The following is a 21,136-nucleotide window of genomic DNA, read 5'->3' on the forward strand; positions in this document are numbered from 1 at the left end:
AACCGGTCGGCGTGGTAGGACCTGCCATGAGTGCGGACCAGCAAACGGAGGGGCAACGCATCCGCTGTCTCGTCGCCAAGGTCGGACTCGACGGCCACGACCGGGGCGCGCACGTGATATCGCGGGCGTTCCGCGACGCCGGCTTCGAAGTGATCTACTCCGGGCTCCACCGCGCCCCCGAGGAGGTCGTCCAGGCGGCCGTCCAGGAGGACGTGGACGTGCTCGGCATCTCGATTCTCTCGGGTGCGCACAACACGCTGGTCCCACAGATCCTCGAAGGGCTCGAAGAGTACGGCGCGTTCGAGGACACGCTCGTCATCGTCGGCGGGATCGTCCCCGACGACGACAAGGCCGAACTGCGCGACCTGGGCGTCGCCGAGATCTTCGGTCCGGGCGCGTCGATGGACGAGATGATCGAGTACGTTCGCGAGCACGCGCCCGACCGCGAGCGATGAGCGATCTCGTCGAGGACCTGCTCGCGGGCGAGCACCGGGCGCTGGCGAGAGTGATCAGCAAGATCGAGGACCGCTCCCCGGGGTACCGCGAGATCGTCTCCGAACTGCACCGCCACACCGGATCGGCCGACGTGATCGGCGTCACCGGCTCGCCCGGCGCGGGCAAGTCGACGCTGGTCGACAAGGTCGCAGCGACCTACCGGGAGCGTGGCGAGACCGTCGGCGTCATCGCGATCGATCCCTCCTCGCCGTTTACCGGCGGGGCCGTGCTTGGCGACCGCATCCGGATGGGCTCGAACGCCGGGGACATGGACGTGTTCTTCCGGTCGATGTCCGCCCGCGGGTCGCTGGGCGGGCTGTCGACGGCGACGACCGACGCGGTCACGGCGCTCGACGCCTTCGGCAAGGACAGAGTGATCATCGAGACCGTCGGTGCCGGGCAAAACGAGATCGACATCGTCAGGACGGCAGACACCGTCGCGGTGCTGGTCCCGCCCGACAGCGGCGACGACGTACAGATGCTCAAAGCGGGCATTCTGGAGATCGCCGACCTCTTCGCGGTCAACAAGGCCGACCTCGACGGCGCGAACCGGACCGTCCAGCAGCTCAAGGAGATGCTCCACTACGGCCAGGGACGGACCGGGAACGACGCGGACGACTGGGAGCCCCCGGTGATCGAGACGATCGCCGACAGCGGCGAGGGCGTCGAGGAGTTTCTGGCGGCGGTCGACGACCACCTCGACTACCTCGACGCGTCGGGCCAGCGCGAGGCAAAGCAGCGCTCGCGCTACGCCGCCGAGATCCGGGCGCTGGTGCGGGCAGACACCAACGACCTGCTCGAAGCCGAGCTGGCCCAGCGCGGCGGGATCGAGACGTACGTCGACGAGATCGTGGCCCGCGAGTCCGATCCCTACACCGTCACCGAGGAGATCGTCGCGCCGCTCAGAGAGTGTCTCGACGCGCGCGGCGAGAACTGACCCACCGCCACCCCGACCGCCGCGGGTCGCGGTTCGGGCAGTGATTATTTATCCGACAGGCACTTGCGTTGAGATATGAAACTCCGGAACCTCCTGGGAGTCGCTGCGGGGACGGTCGGGCTGACGGCGCTCGCGAACCGATTGCTGGCGGCGCGAGCCGGCGAGTTCGAGCCGCTGCTCTCGGGCACACAGCGGACCTACCGCTGGCGCGGGTTCGACGTGGCCTACACGGAGGCCGGGGATCCCTCCGATCCGGATCTCGTCCTGTTGCACGGCATCAACGCCGCGGCGTCGAGCCACGAGTTCCACGCCGTCTTCGAGGAACTGGCCGAGGACTACCACGTCCTGGCACCGGACCTGCCGGGCTTCGGTCACTCCGATCGGCCGCCGCTGCTGTACTCCTCGTCGCTACTGACGACGTTCGTCACGGACTTTCTGGCCGACAACACCACCGACGCCACGGTCGTCGCGTCGTCGTTGACCGGCTCCTACGCCGCCCTGGCGGCACGGGACGTGGATATAGGGCACCTCGTGCTGATCAGCCCCACCGCCACGTCGATGGGCGGACGCCAGACGTGGCTACGGTCGCTGTTGCGCTCGCCGATACTCGGACAGGGGATCTACAACCTCGTCGTCAGCAAGCCCTCGTTGCGGTACTTCCACGACGACCACGGGTACTACGACATGGACAACCTCGACGAGGAGATCGTCGACTACGAGTGGCAGTCGGGCCACCAGCCCGGCGCTCGGTTCGCTCCCGCGTCGTTCGTGAGCGGGTTCCTCGACAGCGAGATCGATCTGTCGGCAGAACTGGCTGCCCTCGACGTGCCGGTGACCCTCGTCTGGGGACGTGACGCCGACATCACGCCCCTCTCGAAGGGCCGAGAGCTGGCAGACGAGGCCGACGCCCGGCTGGTCGTCTTCGACGACGCGTTGCTGGTTCCCCACGCGGAACACCCCGACCAGTTCGTCGACGTGGTTCGGGGCGAGTACGACGAAGCCGTCGCGTGAGCTATCGCGGCCGGAAGACGACGGCTCGCTCGCCGGTCGTCTCCCGCTCGCCGATCTCGATCCCGACGGTCGTCCCGATTTCGACGGCGTCGGGTTCGACTCCGCGGACGAGGCCGGTGATCGAGACGGGTCCGAAGTCCGCGATCGCGGTGACGTAGGGCGCGTCGTCCTCGAACTGCGGCGTGGCGACCTGGACGGTCGTGTGGGTCGCAATTTTGCCTGCGTCGGGGAGTCTCTCTCTGGACAGCTTTCGCGAGCCACAGTCGGGACAGACCCGGCGGGGCGGCAGCCAGCCGTGGCCGTTCTCGCAGCCGAGGTAGTAGGGATCGGCTGCCGCGAGCGCGTCCAGCCAGTCGTCGAACGCGCCGTCGCGTGCGCGGTCGGTCATTCGCCCACCTCCAGACCCGTGGTCTGTCGGTTGCCCGCTCGCTCGCCCCGCTCGCTCGCGGGACCGCCGGGAGAGCAGCCCACTCCCGAGGCGGGCGCATTCGCGTCACGTCGTTCGCTCATTCGCCCACCTCCAGTACGTGGACTGTCGTACTCGCGACGGTTCCACCGGCGTTGTGGGCGACGCCGACGGTGGCGTCTGGCACCGCGTCGGCGCGGGGATGGGAGCCGTCGAGGAGCCACGCGATCGTCGCGAGCTGTGCGACGCCGGTCGCGCCGACCGGGTGCCCCTTCGCTTTCAGCCCCCCCGAGAGGTTCACCGGCAACTCGCCGTGGCGGGTCGTCGTCCCGTCGCGGGCAGCCGTGATGGCCTCGCCGCGCTCGAAGAGCCCCAGCGACTCCAGTGCGAGCACCTCGGCGATGGTAAAGCAGTCGTGTACCTCCGCCACGTCGACGGCGTCTGCCCCGACCCCGGCGTCGTCGTAGGCTTCCCGTGCGGCCTTGTCGGCGGCGGGGGTCTGTGCGTAGTGAGCGCGGTCCTGAAGCGCGAGGTTGTCGCCGCCCTGCCCGGTCCCAGAGATCCGGACCGGCGCGTCGAGGTCGTGCTCGGCGGCGTAGGCCTCGCTGGTGACGATCGCCGCCGCAGCGCCGTCGGTGATCGGACAGGCGTCGTACAGCCCGAGGGGCTCGGCGACCATCGGAGCATCCAGTGCGTCGGCGACGCTGATCTCTTTCTGGAGCTGGGCGTGGTCGTTGACCAGCGCGTGCTCGTGGTTCTTGACCGCGACGTGTGCGAGGTCCTCCCGAGAGCCGCCGTACTCCTCGAAGTACGAGCGGGCCATGAGCGCGTACGCTCCGGGGAAGGTCATGCCGGCGCGAATCTCGTAGAGGTCGTCGGCCGCGATCGAGAGGGCGTCGGTCGCTCCGGCGGTCCCGATGTTGGTCATGCGTTCGGCACCGCCGACCATGACCACGTCGGCCTCGCCCGAGCGGATCGCCCGGACGGCGCTCCGTATCGCCGCGCCGGCAGAGGCACAGGCGGCCTCGTAGCGCGTCGCGGGCGCGTCGACACCGACCATCTCGGCCATCAGCGGCCCCTGATGGCCCTGGTGTTCGGCGAGTTCGCCCATGAAGTTCCCGTAGTACAGTGCCTCGACGTCTTCGGCCGGGATTCCGGACTGGTCGAGCGCTTCGAGCCCGGCCTCCGCGAAGAGGTCACGGCCAGTGCGTTCGGGGTAGCTCCCGAACGACGTGACGCCGGCCCCGGCAACGCGTGGGTCAGTCATTAGCCGATTGATCGGTCTCGGTACTTAAATGCTTGCCGCCCGTGTGACCACTTGCCACGAAATCGCCCGGCGAGAATCGCAATACGGCGCTATTCTTAACGGACGTTCGATATGTTCCTTCGTGACAATCTATATCCTTCGTAGGCAATAGGCCGGCGGCGAGCGGACGGTCGCGCCTTACTCGACGATCTCGGCGATCTGGCGTGGCTCGCCCGAGAGGGAGGGCTCGGGTTCGACGATCTTGAGCACCTCGTGGTCGGTCACGTCCGGGTAGGACTTCCCGACCGCGTCCTCGATCAACGCCTTCTCCAGGCGAAATTCGGTTCCGTCGTACACCACGTCGACACCCTGCTCGTCGAACGAAAGGACAGTCATGCTCGCCGGTACGCGCAGGACGAACAAAAAGGGTTGCAGACGGCGACGACCGGCGAGGCCGGGCACGTCAGACGCACGTCGGACGCCCGTCAGTCACAGCATGAGGCTTTAAGACCGCAGAAAACCGTACTGCACGCGTGCGACTCGGCTCCGATCCTCTCGACCGACTGAGTATCCCCGACGGCACGACCGTCGAGGAGCACGATCTGGTCACCGACGGGAACGTCATCGTCGGCGGCCAGAGCACGGTCGACTTCGGGGTCCGGGGCCACTCGGTCATGGCGGGCGAGCGGGTCTCCTTCGGCGGCCACATCGAGGCCGAGGGCGACTGCCGACTCGACATGTGGTGTACCGTCGACGACAACGTGCTGGTCGGAGAGAACGCGTACCTCGGCGAGCGCGTCCAGATCGACGGGGAGCTGAAGGTTGCGGGTGACCTCGACATCGGCGACGACGTAGACATCGAAGACGGCTTCGAGGCCAACGGCTGGATCGTCATCCGCAACCCGATGCCGACGATCGTCTTCCTGTTCGTCTACCTCTCCCAGCTGCTCCGGGTCGGCGAGGAGGAGGCCGCCGAGGAAGTCCTCTCCTCGCTGACCGACGACGACGGGCCGGATCACGACCCGCTTCTGATCCCGCGGGGCGCGACCGTGAGCGACGACCGCTGGCAGGTCTCCACGCCCGCGACGATCGGCGACGACTGTCGGCTCCACGGCAACGTCCGGGCTGAGGAACTGACAGTCGGACGCGACGGCGTGGTCTTCGGGAGTCTCCGCGCGAGAGGTGACATCGTCGTCGGCCGCGGGACGGAGATCAAAGGCGACGTGACGACCCGGAGCGGCGACGTTCGGATCGGTCCCGGCGTCACGGTCTGGGGCGACGTGGTCGCGGAGAACGTCGCGCTCCACGAGAACGCCACCGTCGACGGGACGATGCGAGCCGGCGGCGAGATGCGGATGCACACCGACGAGGTGCTCGACCGCCCCGACGAGACGGCCGAAGCGATGGCCGAGGCCGCGGAGGAACTCGGCGACGACCAGGCGGCGGTCGCCGCTGCCGACGAGACGGCCGCGGGCGAAAACGACGAGACGAGCGAGGAGGACGCAGGGGCAGCGAGTGACGAAGCGGCCGACGCGACGGCAAGCGACGACGAGCAGGTCGAAGCACGCGAGTGATGTCGCCGGTCGTCACTCGTCGATCGTGACGCCGGAGAACTCGAACCGGGCGCCGCCGTCCTCGCTGTCGGTGAGCGTGATCTGCCAGCCGTGGGCGTCGGCGATCCCGGAGACGATCGCGAGCCCGAATCCGGTCCCGTTGGGTGCGGTCGAGTACTGGGTGTCGAAGACCCGATCTCGGTCGGCCGCGGGAATGCCACAGCCGTCGTCTGCCACGTAGAAGCCGTCCGGGAGCGTCCCGACTCGAACCGTCGTGTCCGCTCCGGCGTGCTCGACCGCGTTGCGCAGGAGGTTTTCGAGGAGCTGTCTGAGGCGGATCTCGCTGGCACGGATCTGTAGGTCGGTCTCGACGACGAGCGTCGCCTCGGCGGTCCGGAGGTTCTGCCAGGCGGTCTCGACGATCCTCGCGAGCGGGACCGTCTGGAGTTCGCCCACGGCGTCGCCCTGGCGGGTCAGGGCGAGGATGTCGGTGATCATGTCCTCCATGCGATCGATCGCGCGGTGCCCGCGGTCGAAGTGCGCTCGATCGCCGGTCTCGGCCGCGCCGTCGAGTGCCCCACGCAACACCTGCAACGGGTTCCGGAGGTCGTGGGAGACCACCGACGCGAACTCTTCGAGGCGGTCGTTCTTGCGCTGGAGTTCGCGCTCGCGTTCTCGCTGGTCGCTCACGTCGCGGCTGATCGCCAGGAACCGCTCGCCGTCGTCGACGCCCAGACAGCGGATGTGGACCTCCGTGGGGAACGTCGTGCCGTCTCGACACAGGAACTCGCCTTCCGAGCGACACCTGTCGCCGGGTTCCATCCCCTCCCAGAGCGACAGGGCCCGCTCCGGATCGGCGGCCTGATCGAGGTCCCAGACGGACATGTCGGTCAGCGTCGCCTCGTCGTAGCCGGTCATCTCGCGCAGCTGGGCGTTGGTCTCGACGATCCGTCCCTCGGCGTCGTGGACGTTGATCATGTCGGGCGAGTGTTCGAACAGCGCCCTGAGCCGCCGCCGGGACTGTCTGAGTTCCGCCTGGCGTTCGTGTTCGCTCGTGACTTCTCGGACGACGACGAGGAGCGTCTCCGAGTCCCCGTCGCTCCCGATCGGCCGGATCTGTGCCTCGTGGAACACACGTCCGTCCAGTGACTCCGGACCGACGGTGTACGACACTGCCTCGTCGGACGCCACCGATTCCCGGTATCGAGATTCGATTGTGGGGCCGTACTCCGGACCGAACGCCTCGGTCGGCGTCCGGCCTTCGATTTCTGCGACCGACGTACCGGCCAGCTCCGCGAGCCGCTCGTTACACCGGCGATACCGGCAGTCGTCTCCGGAGAGTTCGACGATCGCGACGCCACAGTCGACGTGCTCGAACACCGCCGTCCACTCGGACGGCGTGAGCGTCCGTGTGGTCGTCACCGCCGACGAGACGGCGGTTCGAACCCGTCGAGCCAGCAGCGTCGCCTGCTCCGTCGCCGGCCAGCACAAGACCTCGGTCGCGCCCGCATCGATCGCGTCGGCGGCGACCCCCGTCGCCGCGGCGTCCGTAGTGACGACGACCGGCAGCGCTGGCCGCCGCTCGTGGACGGCGTCGAGTACGTCACGGACGAGCGGCCAGGACAGACCACGATCGGTGACGAGACAGTCGAACGCGTCGGCGTCCGCTTCGAGTCGTTCGACGACCCCGTCGATCCCGGTAACGGTTTCCACCCAGAACTGCCCACCGGCCCGGTTCAGCACCGCCCCCACGTCGTCACTGTCTCCTCGCTGCGCGCAGACAGCCAACACCCGAGTCGTGGATTGCACTGGATTATTGTTTGTGGCGTCGTACAAAAGTTCGACTCCTAGATCGGGAAACGATACCGTCCAGACGGTACCAGGGCAGTCGGAGATCGGTAGTTGTCCGGGGGCGCGGCTATGGCACGACGCCGTGTCTGCCACGGGAAGCGGTACTGCAGGGAACCGAAACCCCCTTTTCGGTGACTGCGGTAGGAGGTGGCATGCTCTCTGTGGCGCTGGCGGGCAAGCCAAACGCCGGCAAGTCTACGTTCTACACCGCCGCGACCGAATCGGAGGTCGACGTGGGGAACTACCCGTTTACGACCATCGACGCCAACCGCGGCGTCAGCTACGTCCGCACCGACTGTCCCTGTCTCGACCGAGAGGAGCGCTGTGGCGACGAACACTGTCGAGACGGCAAGCGCTACGTCCCGGTCGAACTGCTCGACGTGGCCGGCCTCGTCCCCGGTGCCCACGAGGGGCGCGGACTGGGCAACCAGTTCCTCGACGAGTTGACCAACGCCGACGTGATCCTCAACGTCGTCGACGCCTCCGGGGGGACCAACGAGGAGGGTGAACCCGTCGAGATCGGCGACCACGACCCCGTCGAAGACGTGGACTTCGTCGAGACGGAACTGGACCTCTGGCTGGCCAGCATCGTCGACCGCAACTGGGAGGCCGTCGAGCGGGCCTCCCGTTCGCCGGAGTTCGACCTCGACGAGGAGCTGACCGACATGCTCACCGGCGTCGGAGCGACGCCGAAAGACGTGGCGACGGTGCTGCGAGAGATGAGCTATCCCGAGGACCCGATCGCCTGGACCGACGACCACCGCGAGACGCTGGCCCGAGAGATCCGCCTGCGGACCAAGCCCATCGTCGTCGTCGCCAACAAGGCCGACATCGCACCCCCGGAGAACGTCGAACGGCTCCGTGAAGCCGCCGAGGTGATGGTCCCGGCGACCGCCGACGGCGAACTCGGCCTGCGCCGGGCCGCGGACGCGGGCCTCGTCGACTACGATCCCGGCGACGACGACTTTCAGATCTTCGGTGACGTGAGCGACGACCAGCGCGAGGGGCTCGAACAGATCCGCGACGTGATGGACGAGTGGGACGGGACCGGCGTCCAGCAGGCCCTCGACCGCGCCGTCTACGACCTCCTGGACATGCTGACGGCCTACCCGGTCCAGAGCGAGAGCAAGTGGACCGACGGCCAGGGCAACGTCCTCCCGGACGCCTTCCTGCTCCCCGACGGCTCGACGCCGAAGGATCTCGCCTACGCGGTCCACTCGGACATCGGCGAGGGGTACCTCCACGCCGTCGACGCCCGCGAGGACCGACGGATCAGCGACGATCACGAGCTCTCTGAGGGCGACGTCATCAAGATCGTCAGCTCGAACTAGGTCATAGCCATCGAGAATCGTTCTACAGCGGTCCCAGCCACACCGCGGCCACGAGCACCGCGAGGAAGACGTACGAACCGCGGATCAAGAGCTTCGTCGCGAGTTCCGGCCCGGCGTCGCGCGCGAGGAGCGCGACCCCGAGGAAGGCGACTGCCGCGAGCCCACCGCTGGGCGGGATGCCCGGCAGCGTCAGCGCCGCGACGACCACGGCGGCCATGCCGGTGAGCATCAGCCCGTACGCGACACGGCGTGCGCGGGCAGGGCCGAGGACGACCGCGACGGTCCGCTTGCCGATCGATCGGTCGTAGTCGTAGTCGGTCGCGTCGTCGATCACTTTGATCCCCGAGAGGACGACGAGGAAGACGGCAGCCAGCGCGAGCATCGTCGCCGTCAGGGTCGTCGTCTGGACGTAGTAGCCGCCCAGCAGTGCCAGCGCGATCCCGGTGGGGTAGCCGACCGTCGCCGTCAGCGGGTGCATGTCCAGGTGGGGCGCGTGGTGGAACCCGATCAGCCAGCCCGGCAGCGTCAGCAGCGCGGCCGGGAGGTTCACGAGGACCGCGAGCGCGACCGTCGCGGCCAGGAACCCCGCCGTCGACAGCGCCAGCGCGACCCGACAGCCACGTTCCGTGAGCGGGTGAGCCTCGTCTTCGCCGCGCCCGTAGAAGTCGACGTAGCCGTCCTTGACGTGGGCCGTGTACAGCCCACAGAACACCGCGACGGCGTGCAGCGCGGCCAGTCGAACCGAGAACGACGACCCGTACAGCCCCCCGAACAGCGACGCTGCGACCGGCGGGAGCATGAACACGGGGTGGATCTGAGAGGCGAGTGCGCGAACCGCCGGAACCGGCCCCCGTCCCTCGGTGGCGAGTGGCATACGCGACACGTCGAACCGAACTGACAAAAAGTCGATCCCCGGCGGTCGAACGGAGCGTCCGGAGGCCGCGCTACGCCCAGTTGCCGCGGTCGAGGACGAACCCGGAGACGTGCGAGGCCAGTTCTCGGGCCGCCCGCTCGCTGTGGGCGTGCAGTTCCCCCGAGACGTGGCCGGCCTCGCCGCCCACGCCCTCCGCCTCGGAGATCGGGTCGGTCCCCGTCGGGTAGCTCCGGCGCGAGCGGACGCGATCCCGGAGCGACTGGACGACGCCGCTGGAGAGGCGAGCGTCGAGGTGCTGGAGGTCGTACTTGACGATGTACCCGCGGTCGGCGTCCCGGACGGCGAGTACCGGCTCGCCACGGTCGCGACAGCGGTCCCAGATCGCGCGCTGCTCGTCGCGGCTCTCGTAGACCGGCACGTTCGACGATGCCAGGTGATCCATACGTCTCTGGTAAGGGTCGGGACGATAATGTGGCTGTCGCCTACTGGACGGTGACGTAGCTCAGGACGCCGATCGCGACGAACTGCAGGCTCCGGAGGACGAGGACGGCCTGCTGGACGTGGGGGTCTCCAGCGTAGAGACTCGACATCGAGAAGAAGAAGTAGACCGCGACGGCGTTCTCCGCGAGCATCGCGACGGCGAAGACGACCAGTCCGCCCACGAGGTTCGTCCGGAACGTCGAGTAGTTGCGGATCCAGATCCCGATCAGTGGCAACAGGATGAGCACGTTCAGGGCCGCCAGCGCCGAGGCCGCCTTGATGAGTGGTCCCATCGCCATCAGTCGATCCGCTCCATGATCTCTTCGAACGTCTCCCGGTTCCGCTCGAACCGATCCGTCAGGAAGTACAGCTTCGCGTAGTCGGTGTCGCCGGGTTCGACGACGTCGTGTTCGATCAACTGGTCCATGTGGTGTCGGATCGTCTTGTAGCCCACGTCGAGTTCCTCCGCGAGTTCGTTTGCGTTCATCGGTCTGTCAGAGAGCGCGTCGATGATTCGAGCGCGATTTTCCCCACCTCGTGTCGCAGTCAGTAGATACCAGAGGGCCTTCTCCATCGCACCATCTTGAAATAACTCCAGCGGCGTCGATTATAGTCCTGTCCATCGCCTCGGCTCGGTGTCAGTGACGGAGCGGGCACACAAAACGGTTGTTCGAACGCCGTCCCGAAAGTGGGTCGAATGCGACCCACATCGCGGACCGGCCAGACATCGGTGCGACGCCGTCGGTCTGATCCGGCTACCGACGCGTCGCCTCCTCGGGACCGACTGTCGTCGGTGTCTTAGCGGGGCTGGACGAGCACGCGAAGCACGTCGCTGGTGTCGGGGTAGTCGTAGCCGTTGATCGTCTCGACCGGTGCGACGGTGCCACGCTCGACCAGGCCGACGCCGGCTCCCCGCTGGCGCTGGACCTGGTTCTCGCCGACGCCGGGCTCCTCGTTGATCTCGGTCCCCGCGTCCCAGAGATCGACGTGGTCGGTCACGTCGCCCTGGGTCGACTGTTCGTCCGAACTGAGTGGGATCCCCGTCGCGCCCCCCAGCGCGTAGAAGAGGTCGTTGGACGGGACGAACATCGTCACCATCGAGAGAGACAGATCGTCGGTCTCCAGTCGTTCGGTCTCGAAGTCGTAGGAGTGGTTTGGCAGTAGCGGACCGGGTTCGTCGCTACCGGCCGGAACTGCCTGGACACCGGCGTCGTGGACCGCCTCCCGCTCGCCGAGCGACGCGACGAGAGACGCGGGCGAGCCGTCTTCGGCGACGCCTTCGAGCCCGTTGTCCCGCGCCGGCTCCCCGGCGGTGAAGATCGGTTCGTCGGCTTCGTGGACCGCGTAGACGACCGGCGAGAGCGGGACCGGCTGCTGGGCCGCGTCACCCTCGGCCGTCGTCTGGAGCGTCTGTCCGTCCGAGACGTTCGTGACACGAACGTTGTACCGAAGCTTCTGTGCGCTCTGTACGGTCGCCGCGACCGTCCCAGTCCCACCCAGCAGGACGGCACCGGCACCCGCAACGAAGCCGCGTCGTGACACCCGTCGACCGTGCGATTCCTCCGTCGTCGCTGTGTTGTCGTCTGTCATCGTCGTTCAGTGCCAGCTGGCACGAGCGATCGAACGGAGGTTGGTTTAAAGAGTATTTTTCTGAAACGATCCACACTGTGGGCTAACTCCGTTCCAAATTCGACTCAGATGTCGGCCAGTCGGGACAGCGGACCGGAGCCGTCGGCGAGAACCGCGGTCACGCGTCGGAGTGCACTCCCGAGGACGAAGCCACAGACCGCGATCGGGGTCCCGAAGGCGACCGCGAACAGAGCCGCGATCGCGACGGCGTCGGGGAGCGAGACGACGCTCGCGCCGTACTCGTAGGTGACGGTCGTGCCGTACCGGGCGACGCCGACGCCGAAGACCGGTCCCGCGACGAGCAGGGTCGTCGGCACCAGCCCAGAGTTGACCGCTGCGCTCGCGGTGGCGAGGACGAGCAGTGCCGCGACACCGAGGAAGACGACCAGCGCCGGCTCGGTGCCGTACCAGGTCCCGCGGATCCACGCTTCCAGCGTCGCGTACCCCATGGTCGACCTGACCCACCACGTCGTCAGGAGCGCCAGCGGGACCGACAGCAGTCCGGCCAGCAGCGACACCGCCACACGACGGCCGAGCAGGCCGTGGCGAACGGGACCGGCCAGTCCGCGCTTGACCGGACCAGAGAGGAGCGACCGGCCTTTTCGCGTGGCTGTCGCGAGCGTCGAGCGAGCGATCGTCCAGGTCCATCCCAGCGCCGACAGACACAGCGCGAACGCACGGCCGAAGGCGGCCATCGTCCACGAGAGGGCGGTGAGGGCGATCGAGGCGGCTCGATGCGACGCTGCGGGGAGGGAGCGTTCAGGGCGCATAGTCAAACGTTCACCGGCGGTGATATTAGACGTTCCGGAGCGTCACTCGACGGCCGCGAGCGCCTCGTCCATGATCGACAGCGCCTCCTTCAGCGTCTCCACGTCGACGGGATACGAGATGCGGGCGTAGCCCGCGCCCTGAGCACCGAAGGCCTCGCCCGGGACGACGACGACACCGCGCTCGATGCACTCGTCGACGAACCCCTCGGGCACCTTCGGCATCGCGTAGAAGGCCCCTTCTGGCGTAGGACACTCCAGGCCGATGTCTTCGAGGCCGTCCAGCAGCACGTCACGACGCTGCTCGAAGGCGGCCCGCATCTCCTCGACCACGTCCTGTGGCCCCGAGAGCGCGGCCTCCGCCGCGAACTGGGCCGGCGCGCTCGCACAGGCCTGTGCGTACTGGTGGACCCGCAGCATGCGCTCGATGCGGTCGCTGGCACCCGTGACCCAGCCCAGCCGCCAGCCGGTCATCGAGTAGCTCTTCGAGCAGGCGTTGACGACGACGACGTTGCCCGCGTCGGTGAACTCCGCTGGCGTCCGGTGCTCGCCGTCGAAGACGATGTGTTCGTACACCTCGTCGGAGAGACAGAGCACGTCGTGTTCGTCTGCGATGCGAGCGAACGCGCGCATGTCGTCGGGCGACTGGACCGCCCCGGTCGGATTGGCCGGACTGTTGACGATGAAGGCGGCCGTCTCCTCGGTGATCGCCTCCTCGACGGTCGCCGGATCGAGCGTCAGATCGTCCCGCAGCGGGACCGGCTTGGGCGTCCCGCCAGCGAGGTGGGTCAGCGCGTCGTAGGAGACGAAGCCGGGGTCGGGGAAGATCACTTCCTGGCCCGCGTCGACGTGGGCCTCGAGCGCGATGTGCAGCGCCTCGCTGCCGCCGGCCGTCGCGATCACGTCGTCGGGATCGACCGACAGATCGTTGTCGCGCGCGTGCTTGTCCGCGATCGCCTCCCGTAGCTCGCGGGTCCCCTTGTTCGACGTGTAGGCGTCTGCTTTCCCCGCCTGGATCGCCTCGACCGCAGCCTGACGGGCGTGGTCCGGCGTCGGAAAGTCAGGCTGGCCCAGCCCGAGGTTGATCGCGTCCTCGCCCGCGGCCTCGAAGACCTCGCGGATCCCCGAGATCGACACCTGCTCGACTCGACGGGAGAACTCTGTCATACTCTACCGGCCGGCTTCGGGGCCGATAACTCTTGATGATCCGGCCGCTGGCGGCGACGGCGTGTGGTGGCCGCGCCCGCTCCGTATCACTCGTCGGCGGCCGCCCGCAGATCGTCGATGTGGGCTTCCAGTCGACGCAGGGCCGCGTCGGCGTCGTCGTACCCCCGATCGTAGTCGGCGTAGCAGTCGTCGGCCGCTGCCAGGAACTCGTCGACGGCGTCTTCGAGATCGCTCATACCTCGGGTTCGTCGTCCGCGTACGGAAACCCTGCGATTTCGGAGCGACCCGTCAGGCATTTGCCCGAGCCAGCCCGAGTGAGAGGCGATGGAACTCACCTACGACGACCGGGCCGTCGTCGTCGGGGAGACGCTGGTACTGGCCGACCTCCACGTCGGCAAGGGGTCCTCGAACCTGGAACTGCCGATCGGGGACAGTACCGACACGCTGGATCGACTCGACGGGCTGCTGGCGCGCCACGAGCCCGAGACGGTCGTGATCGCTGGTGACCTGTTGCACTCGTTTACCACGGTCCCGCGGACGGTCTCAGACACCCTGGCGGAGATCCAACAGCGCTGTCGCGCACACGACGCGCGCCCGATCGTCACGCCCGGGAACCACGACACCATGCTCGACTCGGTGTGGGACGGGGCGACCACGCCCGAGTACGCGGTCGGCGACACCGTGATCTGTCACGGCCACGAGGCCCCCGATACCGCCGGTGAGCGGTACATCGTCGGCCACGACCACCCGACGATCGAGATCGAGGGCCAGCGACGCCCGTGCTATCTCGTCGCCGAGGACGCCTACGAGCACGCGGACGTGGTGATGGTGCCGGCGTTCAACCGCCTGCTGGCCGGCGTGCGGGTCAACGAGATGCGCGCCGACGAGTTCATGTCGCCGCTGATCCGGTCGATCGACCAGTTCCGTCCGCTCGTCTGGGACGAGGCCGGCGACGAACGCCTCGATTTCCCCCCGCTCGGAGAGTTCCGGCAGCTGCTGTAGCGTTCGAAGCGGCAGATATTTTGCCCGCCACGGTGGATCGACGGATATGGTTGCGACCAACGCCGCAGTGGCACTCATCCTCACGACGATCGTCGCACTCGCGTTGCTGACGCTGGCGACGGTGTACTACGTGCCGAAGGTGCTGCCAGGAAACGACGAGCACGGCGAGGGAGACGACGAGGGAAATGAGCGCCCGCCCGGCGGTCACGCCGCTTGAGCGCGTCCTCCTTTTGAGAGAGTCACCGCCGAAACGACTCACTCGCCGTCGCCCAGCCACGCGTCCTCGATACGGATTGCGCCCCTGTCGCCCTCCCACTCCGTCTCGTACGAGAGCCTGATCGGGCGATCCATGTGAGGGCCGTCAGTGACGAGCGTCTCGAACTCCCCGCCCTCGCCGAGGATGTGGACACCGTACTCCTCGTTGAGCGCCGCCAGCTCGTCGAGCGCGGCCTCGTCGAGCGTCCGGCCGAGCCAGGACTCGTCCAGTCCGTAGGCGGCCACCTGGATGATCCGGATCTCGAACCCGGCCGCGAGCATGGCGTCGGCGAGTGCTCGCGGGTTCTCCTGCCAGAGCGGGGCGAACAGCTCGGCGTCGAGGCGATCACACATCGCCCGGATCCGGCTCGTCTGATACTCGCTCTCGACGGCCCCGGCGGTGACGCCGGCCACGCCACCCGGAAGCTCCGCGTCGAGCGTCTCCAGTGCCGCCTCCAGTGGCTCCAGTTCGGCGTCGCCTTGCTGGCCCGAGTCGACGGCGCTCTCGGCCGCGAGGTCGTCGGGCTCGACATCGACGAGTTCGATCCCGATGCTCTCGGCGGCCAGCGTCGCCAGCGAGGTCGCCGGGATGTGGTACATGTACGAGTCGTCGGAGGGATGGACGGTGACGAGTCGCCGCACGTCGCGGCCGCTCTCCAGGGCGCGGTACAGCGCCCACGCGGAGTCTTTGCCACCCGAGAACAGACTCACCCACGCGTCGGTCATACCTGCCCTTGCCCGCGGCCGAATAAAGCGATGTGGATTCCCGCAGGAACACCTTTGCCGTCGGCGTGTGAACGTCGAGATATGTACGACCGAATCCTGTTGCCGATCGACGGCAGCGACGGGGCGAGGCGGACGGTCGATCACGTCGCCGACATCGCGGCCGCCCAGGACGCGTCGGTGACCGCGCTGTTCGTCGCGGACACGACGCTGGACTCGGTGACCCGCATTCAGGGCGATGTCGTCGACTCGCTGGTCGAGACCGGCGAAGAGATCGTCGGCGAAGCGGGCACCGTCCTGGCGAGCAGCGGCGTCGACTACGAGACGGACGTCGTCTCCGGCGGTCCCGCACGGACCATCGTCGACTACGCCGACCGGTACGGCTTCGATCTGATCGCGATGCCGACACACGGCCGGACGGGGATCTCCCGGCGGCTACTTGGCAGCGTCACCGAGACGGTGATCCGGCTGTCTCAGATTCCGGTGTTGACGATCCGTCTGGCAGACGAGACCAGAACGACGTTCCCCTACGAGCGGCTCTTGCTGCCGACCGACGGGAGCCCGGCGGCGACCGCGGCCGTCGAACACGGGCTCGATCTGGCGGCTGCACTGGACGGGACGCCACACGCGCTCTCGGTCGCCGAGTCGGGCTCTGTGCTGGGACTGGGTGGCGACGAAAGCGACCCCCAGTCTGCCGCCGAGGCCGCCGTCGAGAACGTCGAGCCGATGGCGAGCGAGCGCGACATCGGCACGCTCGTGACAGCCGTCGAACACGGGTCGCCACACGAGGCGATCACGGCGTACGTCGACGCGAACGATATCGACGCGATCGTGATGGGAACGACGGGCACGCGAGGGATCGGCGAGATCCTGCTGGGCACCGTCGCGGAGCTGGTCGTCCGGACGGCACCGGTACCGGTGATCACTGTCACGGCCGAGGAGTGAGCGGCGGCCTACTCGACGAACTCGTCCTGGACGCTCGACTGGCTGAAGTACGCGGCAAAGCGGACGCCGATCAGGCTCACGAGAATCCCGCCGAGGATGAACACCGCGAGCCGCGGGCCTCGCTCCAGCGTGACGGCCTCGATCAGCACCGGGCCGATCGTCGCCGGTCCGATCTGGAACTGGCCGATGGCCCCGGCCCGTTCGAGGAAGTACTCGGAGAACCCCCGGACGACCAGTCCGACGGCGATCGTCCCGAACGGGAGGTTGACGTACGCCGAGCGGATCGAGTCGCGCTGCATGAGTTCGTCGATGAGCCGGCCGGTAGCGGCCGCGAGTGCCGCCGCCGTGAACCACGGCACGCCGTCGAACGCGAAGCGCATGGCGTGGATGAACGCGCTCTGGTCGCCGGTCGATCGCACGCCCAGCGCACCCACGAAGACGCCGACCAGCGCCAGACCGGCGGCGACCACGTAGGTGACCAGCGACACGCGCCCGGAGTACAGGGCCTCCTGGATCTCGCCGGGGAGCCGCGAGAGGTACTCGTCGATCCCCAGCCCCTTGTAGATGAGGAACGCGCCGACGGCGGCCGCGATGGCCCCGACGGCGAAGGTGGGCGACGTGACCAGCAAGAGCAAGGGGAGCGCGATCAGTGCGATCCCCAGCGGGACGAGGACGGTCTTGCGCAACTCCTCGTCGGCGAGGAACTGCTTGAGCAGGTAGTACGTCGATTCGATGTCCCGGGCCTGCCGGACGACCACGCGGTCGACCGCGTCGACGCGCAGGCGGCTCTCGATGATCGGGACCAGCCGCTCGTCCTCCGCGCTGTCGACGACGACGACCGCGGAGTCGGGATCGTGGATCTCGACCAGTTCGTCCACCTGTCTGGCGACGCTCCGGTCGGCGCTGACGCCGTCGCCCCGATCGCCGACGACCGTGACGATCGCGTCGTCGCCGTCGGCTTCCAGGTCGTTGCTCACCCGCAGCCCTTCCAGCATCGTGTTCACGCGGCTGTCTTCCGGGTCCGTGAGCCCGATCTCGGTCACGAGCCCCTCGACGGCGTCGTAGCCGGCGACCGGGAGCGATGTGTCTGGCGGAAACGTCCCCCCGCGATCGATACAGACCACCAGCGTCGTCACGTGTGTCTGGTCACGTCGCCCGAATAAAAATCCTCGCCAGGGCGACGGCCTACCGACGGAAGGAGAGGCCGTCGAGATCGCCGTCGAACGCGCTCGCGACACCAGCCCCGAGCGCGAAGGCAGCCCGCTGGGCACCGGTCTGGAGCCTGCCGGCCAGCCCGCGAGACGGCTCGAACGCCTCGACGGTGACTGGCTCGCCCAGTTGCGCCTCCAGTTTCGCCTCGACGTCTCGTCGCGTCCCGATCTCGTCGACCAGCCCCAGCTCGTGGGCCTCGCTGCCGAGGAAGATCCGGGCCTCGGTGTCGCGAATCTCGGCGGCGTCCAGCTCCCGCCCCTCAGCGACGGTGTCGACGAACTGCTCGTAGTAGTCGTCGACGATCGACTGGAGGTACTCGCGTTCTTCCTGCTCGAACTCCTTGAGTGGGGTCCCGGCGTCTTTGAACGCGCCCGCGGTGAACTGTTCGTAGGAGAGCCCGACTCGGTCGGCCAGGTCCTTGGCGTTGACCCGCGAGCCGATGACGCCGATCGAGCCGACGATGCTCCCCTCGCGAGCCCAGAGTTCGTCACAGCCGGCGGCGATGTCGTACCCGCCGGAGGCACACACGTCCGTCGCGTAGCCGACGGTGGGGCCGTCGAAGCGCTCGGCGGCCAGCCGGATGTCCTCGCTGGGGACGATCTCGCCGCCGGGCGTGTTCAGCTTGACGAGCAGCGCGTCGACCGCGCTGTCGTCGTCGGCGCGCTCGATCTGCTCGACGATGTCCTCGGCCCGCGCACCGACCGGAGGGCTGGTGATCGAGCCGCCGCCGTCGCGACTGATCGGCCCTTCGACGGCCACCTCCGCGACGTTGTAGCCGGGCAGGAGCGAGCCGGCGATCGAACCCCCGAGCTTGACGCCCGCCACGACCGCGAGGACGACGAACACCACACCGAGGAGGTCGGCGAGGCTCCCCGGCAGGACGTAGAACGCGAGCCAGCCGACGAGGCCGACCGCGATCGTGACAGCGGCGACGAGCAACAGCCGCCCGACCGTACGTGTCGTCGACATCGTCACTGGAACATCCCGAGCGGCTTCGCGCTCGTGGACTCGTCGTTTGCCTGCTGCATCTGCGCAGCCAGGTCCGCCTTCGCCTCGCTGATCTCCTCGGCGTGCTCGACCAGGACCTCGGTGTCGATGTCGATTCCCGCGAGGGGCTGGACGCCGTCCTGCAGGACGACGCGGGCCGCCGCCGGATCGGGGAACTGCTTGTCTGCCTCGACGACGAGCCCGACGCTGTCGAGGCCCTGGCGCTGTGCGACGTGGAGCAGGGCACCGGTCGGCCCCGTGACCGCACCGTCGATCGTCGGCGCGCCGATGTCGGCCCCAGAGAGCAGCGCCTTCCCGTCGCCGGTCCCGACGCCGTACATCGACGCCGTCCCCTCGCGTTTGGCCGGCATCCCGCTGAGGTAGATCGGCGTCACGTCGTTGTCGGCCAGCCAGCCCGTCAGGCAGGTGGCGAACTCGTCGGCGGTGCTTGGCGAGACCGGCGCGTCGCTCTGGAGGACGAGCAGCTCCCGCTCCGCGTCGGCGTAGAGCCTGACCGGCGGCTTGAGCTGCTGGTCGCCCTGTCGGTAGACGGCGATCTCCGGGAGCCCGTCGCAGTGGATCGAGGCGTACTCGGTCATCTCGAAGGTCTCGACCAGGTGATCGGCCGCGATCTTGCCGACCAGCCCGACCCCCGGAAGCCCCTCGACGAGCGTCGGCGATTCCAGCGCGAGGTCGTCACGGTGGACTGCAATGTGTGCCATACCCGAAACCAGCGCGTCCGTGGAGTTAACAGTCGGGGCCGGCCGCCGACCGGGCAACCGCCTCGGTCGCCCCGAGCGCGCCACTCCGAAACAGACAAGCGTGCGACCGCTATACGCACCGCCAATGGACGTTCTGGAGCGGTACGAACCGCTGATCGATGATTTCTCGGCGTTCCGCGACGCCTGCGCGCGCCCGCTCCCGCCGGTCGTTCGAGTCAACACGCTCAAGACGACCGTCGACCGGGCCATCCGGGCGTTGCGAGACGAGGACATCACCGTCGAACGAACCGACTGGCACGAGGGCCTCCTGGTGCTTCCCGACGATCAGCCGGGGGCGAACTGGCCGTACTTCCACGGCTGGATCTACGGCCAGGAGGAAGTCTCGGCCGTGCCCGCCCGCGTCCTCGATCCACAGCCCGGCGAGCGGATCTGGGACGCCTGTGCCGCGCCGGGGAGCAAGACCTCACAGATCGCGGCCCGACAGGCGGACGACGGCGTCGTCGTGGCGACCGACTCCAACCTCGGCCGGCTCTCGGCGCTGCGGACCAACACCGAACAGCTCGGGATCACCAGCGTCGCCGTCACCCACGAGGACGCCCGCAACCACTCGCTGAAGCCGTTCGGTGACGACGCCGCCGCGGAGTACGACCGCGCGCTCGTGGACGTGCCCTGTTCGTGCGAGGGGACGGTCCGCAAGAACCCCGACACGCTCGACGAGTGGACGCTCGAACACGTCGAGGGCATCGCCGGTGTTCAGAAGGGCGTGCTCCGGCGAGCGATCCAGACCACGAAGCCCGGCGGAACCGTCGTCTACTCGACGTGTACCTTCGCGCCCGAGGAGAACGAGGCGGTGCTGGACTACGCGCTCGAAACGGAGGCGTGCCGACTCGTCCCCTTCGAGATCCCGCTCGACTCGACCAGCGGCGTCACCGAGTGGCAGGGCGAGTCCTACGACGACAGCGTACGGCAGGCCCACCGGATCTACCCCCACCACAACGACACCGGCGGGTTCTTCTGCGCGAAACTGGAGGTCACAGCATGACCCACGGCGACGTGACTTTCGACCGAGTGCCGGTCGACGACGCGGCCCGCGAGGACCCCGACGCGCCCACCCGCGAGGAGATCCTGGACTACTGGCCCGAGCGGTTCGGCATCCCCCGCGAGGTGTTCGAACCCTACACCTTCTGGGAGCGAGGCAACGGCAAGATCTGGCTGTTCCGCGGCGAGGCACCCGACACGGTCCCCATCCAGGGGCTCGGCATGACGTTCCTGCGCACCCGCCAGGAGTTCTGGAAGCCGACGACCGACGCCGTCCAGCGCTTCGGCGACCGGGCCAGCGAGAACGTCCTCCACCTCGACCGGGACGCCGCACGGGCCTTCGTCGCGGGCGAAGACCAGGAGATCGAGTGGGACGGCGACTGGGGCTACCTCATCGTCACCCACGACATCGCCGGGACGACCGAACCCCTCGGCGTCGGCCTGTACACCTACGGCGAACTCAAGACACAGGTCGCCAAGGGTCGCCAGCGGGAGCTGTAACGGA

General features: G+C 68.2%; 27 protein-coding genes. 10 read left to right on the top strand and 17 right to left on the bottom strand.

Annotated elements, in window-relative coordinates:
- Positions 1-26: 26 nt before the first annotated feature.
- The 3 genes from IL252_RS02150 to IL252_RS02160 all read left to right on the top strand — a co-directional run bounded on the left by IL252_RS02150 (position 27) and on the right by IL252_RS02160 (position 2,443).
- Positions 27-455 (top strand): cobalamin B12-binding domain-containing protein, encoded by a 429-nt coding sequence (locus tag IL252_RS02150; RefSeq protein ID WP_153553851.1) that lies wholly within the window; start codon positions 27-29, stop codon positions 453-455.
- A complete protein-coding gene (gene meaB, locus IL252_RS02155) occupies positions 452-1,432 on the top strand; it encodes a methylmalonyl Co-A mutase-associated GTPase MeaB (RefSeq protein ID WP_208626393.1) in 981 nt (326 codons plus the stop codon). Before IL252_RS02150 ends, meaB begins: the two co-directional genes overlap by 4 nt.
- A 75-nt stretch (positions 1,433-1,507) precedes the next feature.
- Positions 1,508-2,443 carry an alpha/beta fold hydrolase gene (locus IL252_RS02160; RefSeq protein ID WP_208626396.1) on the top strand — a complete coding sequence of 312 codons (936 nt, stop codon included), beginning with the start codon at positions 1,508-1,510 and terminating at the stop codon, positions 2,441-2,443.
- A 1-nt stretch (position 2,444) separates the two neighbouring features.
- On the opposite strand, the gene IL252_RS02165 is transcribed toward IL252_RS02160, so the two are convergent.
- From IL252_RS02165 to IL252_RS02175, 4 genes are all read right to left on the bottom strand, one after another.
- Entirely contained in the window at positions 2,445-2,831 is a 387-nt protein-coding gene (locus tag IL252_RS02165) for a Zn-ribbon domain-containing OB-fold protein (protein ID WP_208626398.1), read from the bottom strand.
- A complete protein-coding gene (locus tag IL252_RS17705) occupies positions 2,828-2,953 on the bottom strand; it encodes a hypothetical protein (protein ID WP_277347283.1) in 126 nt (41 codons plus the stop codon). The genes IL252_RS02165 and IL252_RS17705 overlap by 4 nt, the downstream gene beginning before the upstream one ends.
- Positions 2,950-4,116, bottom strand: a complete 1,167-nt coding sequence (locus IL252_RS02170) for a beta-ketoacyl synthase N-terminal-like domain-containing protein (protein ID WP_208626399.1) — start codon at positions 4,114-4,116, stop codon at positions 2,950-2,952. Before IL252_RS02170 ends, IL252_RS17705 begins: the two co-directional genes overlap by 4 nt.
- A gap of 177 nt (positions 4,117-4,293) precedes the next feature.
- The gene (locus tag IL252_RS02175; protein ID WP_015763758.1) at positions 4,294-4,491 is read right to left on the bottom strand and encodes a DUF5800 family protein; all 198 of its coding nucleotides are present in this window, start codon (positions 4,489-4,491) and stop codon (positions 4,294-4,296) included.
- A gap of 137 nt (positions 4,492-4,628) precedes the next feature.
- Here IL252_RS02175 and IL252_RS02180 point away from each other — a divergent pair, with 137 nt between their 5' ends.
- Positions 4,629-5,669 carry a polymer-forming cytoskeletal protein gene (locus IL252_RS02180; protein WP_208626401.1) on the top strand — a complete coding sequence of 347 codons (1,041 nt, stop codon included), beginning with the start codon at positions 4,629-4,631 and terminating at the stop codon, positions 5,667-5,669.
- Positions 5,670-5,681: 12 nt separating this feature from the next.
- Here the strand turns inward: IL252_RS02180 and IL252_RS02185 are convergent, their stop codons facing one another.
- Positions 5,682-7,439 carry a PAS domain S-box protein gene (locus IL252_RS02185; RefSeq protein ID WP_244256890.1) on the bottom strand — a complete coding sequence of 586 codons (1,758 nt, stop codon included), beginning with the start codon at positions 7,437-7,439 and terminating at the stop codon, positions 5,682-5,684.
- Between the two features lie 212 nt (positions 7,440-7,651).
- On the opposite strand from IL252_RS02185, the gene IL252_RS02190 reads away from it, so the two are divergent.
- Positions 7,652-8,830, top strand: coding sequence for a redox-regulated ATPase YchF (locus IL252_RS02190; protein WP_208626405.1), 1,179 nt, complete (start codon positions 7,652-7,654; stop codon positions 8,828-8,830).
- A gap of 22 nt (positions 8,831-8,852) precedes the next feature.
- Here IL252_RS02190 and IL252_RS02195 read toward each other — a convergent pair whose 3' ends face one another.
- From IL252_RS02195 to IL252_RS02230, 8 genes are all read right to left on the bottom strand, one after another.
- Positions 8,853-9,704 carry a UbiA family prenyltransferase gene (locus tag IL252_RS02195; RefSeq protein ID WP_208626407.1) on the bottom strand — a complete coding sequence of 284 codons (852 nt, stop codon included), beginning with the start codon at positions 9,702-9,704 and terminating at the stop codon, positions 8,853-8,855.
- Between the two features lie 70 nt (positions 9,705-9,774).
- Complete coding sequence (locus IL252_RS02200) at positions 9,775-10,146, bottom strand: hypothetical protein (RefSeq protein WP_208626409.1); 372 nt, start codon at positions 10,144-10,146, stop codon at positions 9,775-9,777.
- A gap of 40 nt (positions 10,147-10,186) precedes the next feature.
- Entirely contained in the window at positions 10,187-10,483 is a 297-nt protein-coding gene (locus tag IL252_RS02205) for a hypothetical protein (protein WP_208626410.1), read from the bottom strand.
- Positions 10,483-10,758 carry a winged helix-turn-helix domain-containing protein gene (locus tag IL252_RS02210; RefSeq protein WP_015763765.1) on the bottom strand — a complete coding sequence of 92 codons (276 nt, stop codon included), beginning with the start codon at positions 10,756-10,758 and terminating at the stop codon, positions 10,483-10,485. The genes IL252_RS02205 and IL252_RS02210 overlap by 1 nt, the downstream gene beginning before the upstream one ends.
- A gap of 224 nt (positions 10,759-10,982) precedes the next feature.
- A complete protein-coding gene (locus tag IL252_RS02215) occupies positions 10,983-11,774 on the bottom strand; it encodes a spondin domain-containing protein (protein ID WP_208626412.1) in 792 nt (263 codons plus the stop codon).
- A 104-nt stretch (positions 11,775-11,878) separates the two neighbouring features.
- Entirely contained in the window at positions 11,879-12,583 is a 705-nt protein-coding gene (locus IL252_RS02220; protein WP_208626414.1) for a hypothetical protein, read from the bottom strand.
- A gap of 42 nt (positions 12,584-12,625) precedes the next feature.
- A complete protein-coding gene (locus IL252_RS02225; RefSeq protein ID WP_208626415.1) occupies positions 12,626-13,747 on the bottom strand; it encodes a pyridoxal phosphate-dependent aminotransferase in 1,122 nt (373 codons plus the stop codon).
- Positions 13,748-13,833: 86 nt separating this feature from the next.
- Positions 13,834-13,983, bottom strand: a complete 150-nt coding sequence (locus IL252_RS02230) for a hypothetical protein (RefSeq protein ID WP_018258172.1) — start codon at positions 13,981-13,983, stop codon at positions 13,834-13,836.
- Between the two features lie 88 nt (positions 13,984-14,071).
- On the opposite strand from IL252_RS02230, the gene IL252_RS02235 reads away from it, so the two are divergent.
- Both IL252_RS02235 and IL252_RS02240 read left to right on the top strand, forming a co-directional pair.
- Complete coding sequence (locus IL252_RS02235) at positions 14,072-14,749, top strand: metallophosphoesterase (protein WP_208626417.1); 678 nt, start codon at positions 14,072-14,074, stop codon at positions 14,747-14,749.
- 46 nt (positions 14,750-14,795) lie between these two features.
- On the top strand, positions 14,796-14,966 hold the full coding sequence (locus tag IL252_RS02240) for a hypothetical protein (RefSeq protein WP_194286864.1): 171 nt from the start codon (positions 14,796-14,798) through the stop codon (positions 14,964-14,966).
- A gap of 38 nt (positions 14,967-15,004) precedes the next feature.
- Here the strand turns inward: IL252_RS02240 and IL252_RS02245 are convergent, their stop codons facing one another.
- The gene (locus IL252_RS02245) at positions 15,005-15,730 is read right to left on the bottom strand and encodes a diphthine--ammonia ligase (protein WP_208626419.1); all 726 of its coding nucleotides are present in this window, start codon (positions 15,728-15,730) and stop codon (positions 15,005-15,007) included.
- Positions 15,731-15,811: 81 nt separating this feature from the next.
- Here IL252_RS02245 and IL252_RS02250 point away from each other — a divergent pair, with 81 nt between their 5' ends.
- Positions 15,812-16,672, top strand: coding sequence for a universal stress protein (locus IL252_RS02250; protein ID WP_208626421.1), 861 nt, complete (start codon positions 15,812-15,814; stop codon positions 16,670-16,672).
- Between the two features lie 8 nt (positions 16,673-16,680).
- On the opposite strand, the gene IL252_RS02255 is transcribed toward IL252_RS02250, so the two are convergent.
- The 3 genes from IL252_RS02255 to IL252_RS02265 are packed head-to-tail and all read right to left on the bottom strand — an operon-like array spanning position 16,681 to position 19,593.
- Positions 16,681-17,808, bottom strand: coding sequence for a DUF373 family protein (locus IL252_RS02255; RefSeq protein WP_208626422.1), 1,128 nt, complete (start codon positions 17,806-17,808; stop codon positions 16,681-16,683).
- Between the two features lie 49 nt (positions 17,809-17,857).
- Positions 17,858-18,853 (bottom strand): signal peptide peptidase SppA, encoded by a 996-nt coding sequence (sppA, locus tag IL252_RS02260; protein WP_208626423.1) that lies wholly within the window; start codon positions 18,851-18,853, stop codon positions 17,858-17,860.
- Between the two features lie 2 nt (positions 18,854-18,855).
- On the bottom strand, positions 18,856-19,593 hold the full coding sequence (locus IL252_RS02265) for a proteasome assembly chaperone family protein (protein WP_208626424.1): 738 nt from the start codon (positions 19,591-19,593) through the stop codon (positions 18,856-18,858).
- Positions 19,594-19,717: 124 nt separating this feature from the next.
- Here IL252_RS02265 and IL252_RS02270 point away from each other — a divergent pair, with 124 nt between their 5' ends.
- Both IL252_RS02270 and IL252_RS02275 read left to right on the top strand, forming a co-directional pair.
- Entirely contained in the window at positions 19,718-20,635 is a 918-nt protein-coding gene (locus tag IL252_RS02270; RefSeq protein ID WP_208626425.1) for an RsmB/NOP family class I SAM-dependent RNA methyltransferase, read from the top strand.
- Complete coding sequence (locus tag IL252_RS02275) at positions 20,632-21,132, top strand: hypothetical protein (protein ID WP_170094856.1); 501 nt, start codon at positions 20,632-20,634, stop codon at positions 21,130-21,132. The genes IL252_RS02270 and IL252_RS02275 overlap by 4 nt, the downstream gene beginning before the upstream one ends.
- Positions 21,133-21,136 lie beyond the last annotated feature (4 nt).

This window comes from Halomicrobium sp. IBSBa, assembly GCF_017612575.1.
In the GTDB taxonomy this organism is placed as follows: domain Archaea; phylum Halobacteriota; class Halobacteria; order Halobacteriales; family Haloarculaceae; genus Halomicrobium.

Bases quoted from the DNA above. Each gene is read 5' to 3' on its own strand.
- sppA (WP_208626423.1), bottom strand. From the start codon at position 18,853: ATGTCGACGACACGTACGGTCGGGCGGCTGTTGCTCGTCGCCGCTGTC.
- meaB (WP_208626393.1), top strand. From the start codon at position 452: ATGAGCGATCTCGTCGAGGACCTGCTCGCGGGCGAGCACCGGGCGCTG.
- IL252_RS02240 (WP_194286864.1), top strand. From the start codon at position 14,796: ATGGTTGCGACCAACGCCGCAGTGGCACTCATCCTCACGACGATCGTC.
- IL252_RS02265 (WP_208626424.1), bottom strand. From the start codon at position 19,593: ATGGCACACATTGCAGTCCACCGTGACGACCTCGCGCTGGAATCGCCG.
- IL252_RS02170 (WP_208626399.1), bottom strand. From the start codon at position 4,116: ATGACTGACCCACGCGTTGCCGGGGCCGGCGTCACGTCGTTCGGGAGC.
- IL252_RS02235 (WP_208626417.1), top strand. From the start codon at position 14,072: ATGGAACTCACCTACGACGACCGGGCCGTCGTCGTCGGGGAGACGCTG.
- IL252_RS02210 (WP_015763765.1), bottom strand. From the start codon at position 10,758: ATGGAGAAGGCCCTCTGGTATCTACTGACTGCGACACGAGGTGGGGAA.
- IL252_RS02150 (WP_153553851.1), top strand. From the start codon at position 27: ATGAGTGCGGACCAGCAAACGGAGGGGCAACGCATCCGCTGTCTCGTC.
- IL252_RS02230 (WP_018258172.1), bottom strand. From the start codon at position 13,983: ATGAGCGATCTCGAAGACGCCGTCGACGAGTTCCTGGCAGCGGCCGAC.
- IL252_RS02160 (WP_208626396.1), top strand. From the start codon at position 1,508: ATGAAACTCCGGAACCTCCTGGGAGTCGCTGCGGGGACGGTCGGGCTG.
- IL252_RS02205 (WP_208626410.1), bottom strand. From the start codon at position 10,483: ATGGCGATGGGACCACTCATCAAGGCGGCCTCGGCGCTGGCGGCCCTG.
- IL252_RS02275 (WP_170094856.1), top strand. From the start codon at position 20,632: ATGACCCACGGCGACGTGACTTTCGACCGAGTGCCGGTCGACGACGCG.
- IL252_RS02200 (WP_208626409.1), bottom strand. From the start codon at position 10,146: ATGGATCACCTGGCATCGTCGAACGTGCCGGTCTACGAGAGCCGCGAC.
- IL252_RS02220 (WP_208626414.1), bottom strand. From the start codon at position 12,583: ATGCGCCCTGAACGCTCCCTCCCCGCAGCGTCGCATCGAGCCGCCTCG.
- IL252_RS02165 (WP_208626398.1), bottom strand. From the start codon at position 2,831: ATGACCGACCGCGCACGCGACGGCGCGTTCGACGACTGGCTGGACGCG.
- IL252_RS02250 (WP_208626421.1), top strand. From the start codon at position 15,812: ATGTACGACCGAATCCTGTTGCCGATCGACGGCAGCGACGGGGCGAGG.
- IL252_RS02270 (WP_208626425.1), top strand. From the start codon at position 19,718: ATGGACGTTCTGGAGCGGTACGAACCGCTGATCGATGATTTCTCGGCG.
- IL252_RS02175 (WP_015763758.1), bottom strand. From the start codon at position 4,491: ATGACTGTCCTTTCGTTCGACGAGCAGGGTGTCGACGTGGTGTACGAC.
- IL252_RS02190 (WP_208626405.1), top strand. From the start codon at position 7,652: ATGCTCTCTGTGGCGCTGGCGGGCAAGCCAAACGCCGGCAAGTCTACG.
- IL252_RS02225 (WP_208626415.1), bottom strand. From the start codon at position 13,747: ATGACAGAGTTCTCCCGTCGAGTCGAGCAGGTGTCGATCTCGGGGATC.
- IL252_RS17705 (WP_277347283.1), bottom strand. From the start codon at position 2,953: ATGAGCGAACGACGTGACGCGAATGCGCCCGCCTCGGGAGTGGGCTGC.
- IL252_RS02215 (WP_208626412.1), bottom strand. From the start codon at position 11,774: ATGACAGACGACAACACAGCGACGACGGAGGAATCGCACGGTCGACGG.
- IL252_RS02195 (WP_208626407.1), bottom strand. From the start codon at position 9,704: ATGCCACTCGCCACCGAGGGACGGGGGCCGGTTCCGGCGGTTCGCGCA.
- IL252_RS02245 (WP_208626419.1), bottom strand. From the start codon at position 15,730: ATGACCGACGCGTGGGTGAGTCTGTTCTCGGGTGGCAAAGACTCCGCG.